Source organism: Shigella sp. FC1544 (genome assembly GCF_001722145.1).
Taxonomy (GTDB): Bacteria; Pseudomonadota; Gammaproteobacteria; order Enterobacterales; family Enterobacteriaceae; genus Escherichia; species Escherichia coli.
Window position 1 is genome coordinate 1 of sequence record NZ_MECT01000174.1, and the last position, 3,672, is coordinate 3,672.

A 3,672-nucleotide genomic window follows, 5' to 3' on the forward strand; every position below is an offset into this window, starting at 1 on the left:
TTCGTACCCGCTCCGGCGGAGGGCAGGAGCGGAGAGCATCAGCGTGCGCATTTCCCCCTCACCCTAACCCTCTCCCTCAAGGGAGAGGGGACCGATCGAGCACATTACTGCACCGCTTTACTCACCGAACTCATCGCGCTTAACGCGTTGTTCAGGCGGTCCAGGTCATCCAGCTGCGCCTGAATCTCGGTGGTTTTCGCCAGCTTGTCCTGCTCATTCAGTCCTTTATTGCTTTTTACGCCCTGCATCTCTTTAAACAGTGCGAGCTGGCGAATCGGCACCAGTTGCAGGTCGCTGGAGGCGCGGAACGGGGCCCAGCCCAGGCGTTCCAGCACCGCTTTCTCTTCCGGCGTTTTTCCGTAGTTCATAAAGAAGTCGTAGATCTTGTCTTTGGTGGTTTCGGAGAGATTCTTGCGCCAGACGATCGGATCGCCTGGGATCAGCGGCGACTTCCAGATCACCTTCAGTTCTTTCAGCTTCTCTGGCGCGGAGGTTTTCAGCTTGTCGAGGTTTTCGGTGTTGTTGGTGGCAACATCCACCTGCTTGTTGGCGACGGCCAGCGCGTTGGTTTCATGCCCAGCGTTGACGGTGCGCTTAAAGTCGCTGGCGGAGATATTGTTTTTGGCAAAGACGTAGTAACCGGGGACTAGGAAGCCAGAGGTGGAGTTAGGATCGCCATTGCCGAAGGTGAGATCTTTCCGCTTCGCCAGCAGATCGTTCAGGTTGTTGATCGGACTATCTTTGTTGACGATCAACACGCTCCAGTAACCTGGCGATCCATCCGCCGCGACCGTCTGGGCGAAGACCTGGCCGTTGGTGCGATCCACCGCTTCCATTGCCGACAGGTTGCCGTACCAGGCGATATCCACTTTATTGAAGCGCATTCCCTGGATAATGCCTGCGTAGTCTGGGGCAAAGAAGGCGTTCACCTTCACGCCCAGCTTCTTCTCCATATCCTGTAAGAATGGCATCCATTGCGGTTTCAGGTTTTGCTGTGATTCCGTTGAAATAATGCCGAAATTCAGCGCCTTTTCCTGCTCTTCGGCGTGTGCCGGGCTTAACAGGGTGCTGAGGCTGAACATGCTGGTGAAGGCCAGCGAGGCAATTATCTTAGCGTTCATTCGTTTTCCTCAATGATGGGGATGTCAGGCAGCTTTCGCGTTCTCTTCGATGCGATTAATGCTGCGGTAGAGATGGTCAAAACGTTCGTTATCAAACTGTTGGCTGCTGCCGTCGTAGAAAACGTGCCCCTGGCGCAGGGCGACGATGCGTTCGCAGTAGCGCAGGGCGTAATCCACCTGATGCAGCGTGACGACTACGGTGATGCCGTCGTTCTGATTGATGTCGCGCAGGGTGTCCATCACGATGCGGGCGGATTCCGGGTCCAGCGAGGTGATGGGTTCATCGGCCAGAATCACCTTCGCCTGCTGCATCAGCGCGCGGGCAATCGCCACACGCTGCTGCTGTCCGCCGGAGAGGGTGGAAACGCGTTGATGGGCAAAATGCACCATGCCAACGCGGGTCAGCGCCTGTAACGCGCGTTGTTTCTGCTCGCGGGTGAACCAGCTAAAACAGGTGCGCCAGAACGGCGTGCTGCCGAGCGCGCCAATCAGCACGTTCTCCAGTACGCTCAGGCGATTCACCAGGTTGAATTGTTGGAAGATGTAGCCGGTATGGGCGCGGCTTTTGCGGATATCGCGCGCCAGACGGCCTTCGCGCTGGACTGTGCGGCCCAGCAGCTCGATATGGCTGCCGGCGGATTTATCGCCGGTAATCAAACCGCTTAAGTGACGTAAAAGTGTGGATTTGCCGGAACCCGACGGCCCAAGCAGAGCCACCATTTCACTGTGATGAATGTTCAGATCAACCGCATGCAGCGCTTGATGCTGATTGAAGGTTTTGGCGAGCTTCTCGACACGGATAATCGTTTGCATGATGCAGCCTCCCTAAAAAAGTGGCTCCATCGTGGCGGATTATTGTGACGATTTGGTTAATTAAAAGTGACTAACAGATGAAGAGTTAACGGGAATTCGATGACAGTGCGGGAGGGCGGGCCTCCCGGCGGGTTATTGCGTTGGTTGTTGTTTGACGACATTAATCATCCACGGTACGCCAAATTTATCGGTGACTTTGCCGAAGCCATGCGCCCAGAAAGTTTCCTGCCAGGCTATTTCAATTTTTCCGTTAGCGGCAAGGTTATCAAACCAGCGTTTTCCTTCTTCGACCTGTTGCGAATCGAGCACCAGCGTAAAGCCGGAGTAGCTGGCTTTTCCTGACGGTATAGCATCGCTCATCATGATGTAGCTTCCGGCAATGCGCACGTTGGCGTGGGCGATGGCGGTATCGGGAAATTGCATTCCGGAAGGGCAGTTCTCGGCGCTGTCCTGCGCTGATTTTGGCATTTCGCCGAAGCTGATTTTATAGAGCAGTTCCGCGCCCAACGTACGTTGATAATAGGCAATCGCGTCGGAACAGTTACCGGCAAAAGAGAGGTAGGGACTTAACGGCATGATGGTGACCTCAGTTAAGAGAAGCCAGTTAAGTGTAGTTCGAAATTTATACAGATGAGAGGGAAGCCTGATAAGGCGCGGTCAGCGTCGCATCAGGCAGTCGGCATCGTTGCCGGATGTGGCGCGAGCGCCTTATCCGGCTTACCGATCACAATACAATCAGTTCTTTTTCACAAACTCAGATTTCAGTTTCATCGGACCAAAACCGTCGATTTTGCAATCGATGTTATGGTCGCCTTCAACCAGGCGGATGTTTTTCACTTTGGTGCCAATTTTCAGCATCGAAGAGCTACCTTTCACCTTCAGATCTTTAATGATGGTAACGCTGTCGCCGTCAGCCAGCAGATTGCCGTTAGCATCTTTAACGATCAGCTCGTCGCTTTCCTGTGCAGGTTCTGCGTCGTTCCATTCGTAGGCACATTCCGGGCAGATGTACATGCCGTTATCTTCGTAAGTGTATTCGGAGTTGCATTTTGGGCAGTGTGGTAATGACATGTGGATTTCCTCAAAAGTCAGCAGGGCAAAAGCGCCAAAAAACGGCAGATTGCCGAAAAAGGCCGCAATTATACACAAAATCCCTGAGTTTGTCGGGGGTACTGCTGATTTTAGACGACGATCGTTTTCATTTGAAAGGAAACGCAAAAAGAAAATAATCTTTTTGCCTCTATTTATTATTTAAGATAATGTTAATGCTCTACTTGTTCTTTTTTTATTCACATGATATTTTTATCTTTCTGACGTTTTAAACGCATCAGAAGACGTTATTTATTCTGATAAAAAACAACACACTAAATATAAAATTATTTCGGTAATGCTGCCAACTTACTGATTTAGTGTATGATGGTGATTTTAAGGTGCTTGCGTGGCTTCCATTTCCATCAGATGTCCTTCCTGCACCGCTACTGAAGGCGTGGTGCGTAACGGCAAAAGCACTGCCGGACATCAGCGCTATCTCTGCTCTCATTGCCGTAAAACATGGCAACTACAGTTCACTTACACCGCCTCTCAGCCCGGTACGCACCAGAAAATCATTGATATGGCCATGAATGGCGTCGGATGTCGTGCCAGTGCACGCATTATGGGCGTTGGCCTCAACACGGTTTTACGTCACTTAAAAAACTCAGGCCGCAGTCGGTAACCTCGCGCATACAACCGGGCAGTG

4 protein-coding genes and 1 pseudogene are annotated in these 3,672 nt (G+C 52.0%); 1 reads left to right on the forward strand and 4 read right to left on the reverse strand.

The genetic code is table 11. The features are described from left to right. Positions 1 to 104: 104 nt before the first annotated feature. The 4 genes from phnD to BGK49_RS10675 form a co-directional block, all read right to left on the reverse strand. The gene (gene phnD, locus BGK49_RS10660; protein WP_000991980.1) at positions 105 to 1,121 is read right to left on the reverse strand and encodes a phosphonate ABC transporter substrate-binding protein; all 1,017 of its coding nucleotides are present in this window, start codon (positions 1,119 to 1,121) and stop codon (positions 105 to 107) included. A 24-nt stretch (positions 1,122 to 1,145) separates the two neighbouring features. Further along, complete coding sequence (gene phnC / locus BGK49_RS10665; protein WP_001193422.1) at positions 1,146 to 1,934, reverse strand: phosphonate ABC transporter ATP-binding protein; 789 nt, start codon at positions 1,932 to 1,934, stop codon at positions 1,146 to 1,148. A 132-nt stretch (positions 1,935 to 2,066) separates the two neighbouring features. After that, complete coding sequence (gene yjdN / locus BGK49_RS10670; RefSeq protein WP_001131343.1) at positions 2,067 to 2,510, reverse strand: VOC family metalloprotein YjdN; 444 nt, start codon at positions 2,508 to 2,510, stop codon at positions 2,067 to 2,069. 159 nt (positions 2,511 to 2,669) lie between these two features. Beyond that, positions 2,670 to 3,005: a zinc ribbon domain-containing protein YjdM gene (locus tag BGK49_RS10675; protein WP_001300891.1), complete on the reverse strand. Its 336-nt coding sequence runs from the start codon at positions 3,003 to 3,005 to the stop codon at positions 2,670 to 2,672. 367 nt (positions 3,006 to 3,372) lie between these two features. Between BGK49_RS10675 and BGK49_RS10680 the strand changes: the two are divergent. Then, positions 3,373 to 3,672, forward strand: a pseudogene (locus tag BGK49_RS10680) (IS1-like element transposase); the annotation flags it as partial.

Bases quoted from the DNA above. Each gene is read 5' to 3' on its own strand.
- BGK49_RS10675 (WP_001300891.1), bottom strand. From the start codon at position 3,005: ATGTCATTACCACACTGCCCAAAATGCAACTCCGAATACACTTACGAA.
- yjdN (WP_001131343.1), bottom strand. From the start codon at position 2,510: ATGCCGTTAAGTCCCTACCTCTCTTTTGCCGGTAACTGTTCCGACGCG.
- phnD (WP_000991980.1), bottom strand. From the start codon at position 1,121: ATGAACGCTAAGATAATTGCCTCGCTGGCCTTCACCAGCATGTTCAGC.
- phnC (WP_001193422.1), bottom strand. From the start codon at position 1,934: ATGCAAACGATTATCCGTGTCGAGAAGCTCGCCAAAACCTTCAATCAG.